At 44.9% G+C, this 274-nt stretch carries 1 protein-coding gene; it reads right to left on the bottom strand.

The genetic code is table 11. The features are described from left to right. Positions 1–19: 19 nt before the first annotated feature. The gene (locus ACTHTA_RS11485; RefSeq protein ID WP_002901791.1) at positions 20–226 is read right to left on the bottom strand and encodes a phage NinH family protein; all 207 of its coding nucleotides are present in this window, start codon (positions 224–226) and stop codon (positions 20–22) included. Positions 227–274: the final 48 nt, after the last annotated feature.

Below are 274 nucleotides of genomic sequence, written 5' to 3'. Positions count from 1 at the left end.
ATTTCGGTATTTGCTGCCATCAATTTTTTCGTAATAGCGCATCTCTTTCACTCCATCCGCGATGAACCATGAGAACGTCGTTGACGATGGCGTGCATTTTCCCGTCTTTATCATCAACGTATTTTCTGACCGTACCGCGACTACATTTCAGTCTGCGTGCTACTTCTGTCTGATTTCCGTATGTTTCAACGAGCATGTCTGGAATGGTTTTTACTGAGAACGTCATGCGGCCTCACTTCTGCTATTTCGCAGGTCTTTGAGTTTCTGTTGGTAC

The organism is Neisseria sp. P0013.S005 (genome assembly GCF_051958425.1).
Classification (GTDB): Bacteria; Pseudomonadota; Gammaproteobacteria; order Burkholderiales; family Neisseriaceae; genus Neisseria; species Neisseria subflava.
Note: the sequence above shows the minus strand (reverse complement) of the source record. Positions and strands in the feature narration are given on the sequence as shown.

What these genes read in the sequence shown, in the direction of transcription:
- ACTHTA_RS11485 (WP_002901791.1), bottom strand. Translation starts at nt 226, where the DNA reads ATGACGTTCTCAGTAAAAACCATTCCAGACATGCTCGTTGAAACATAC.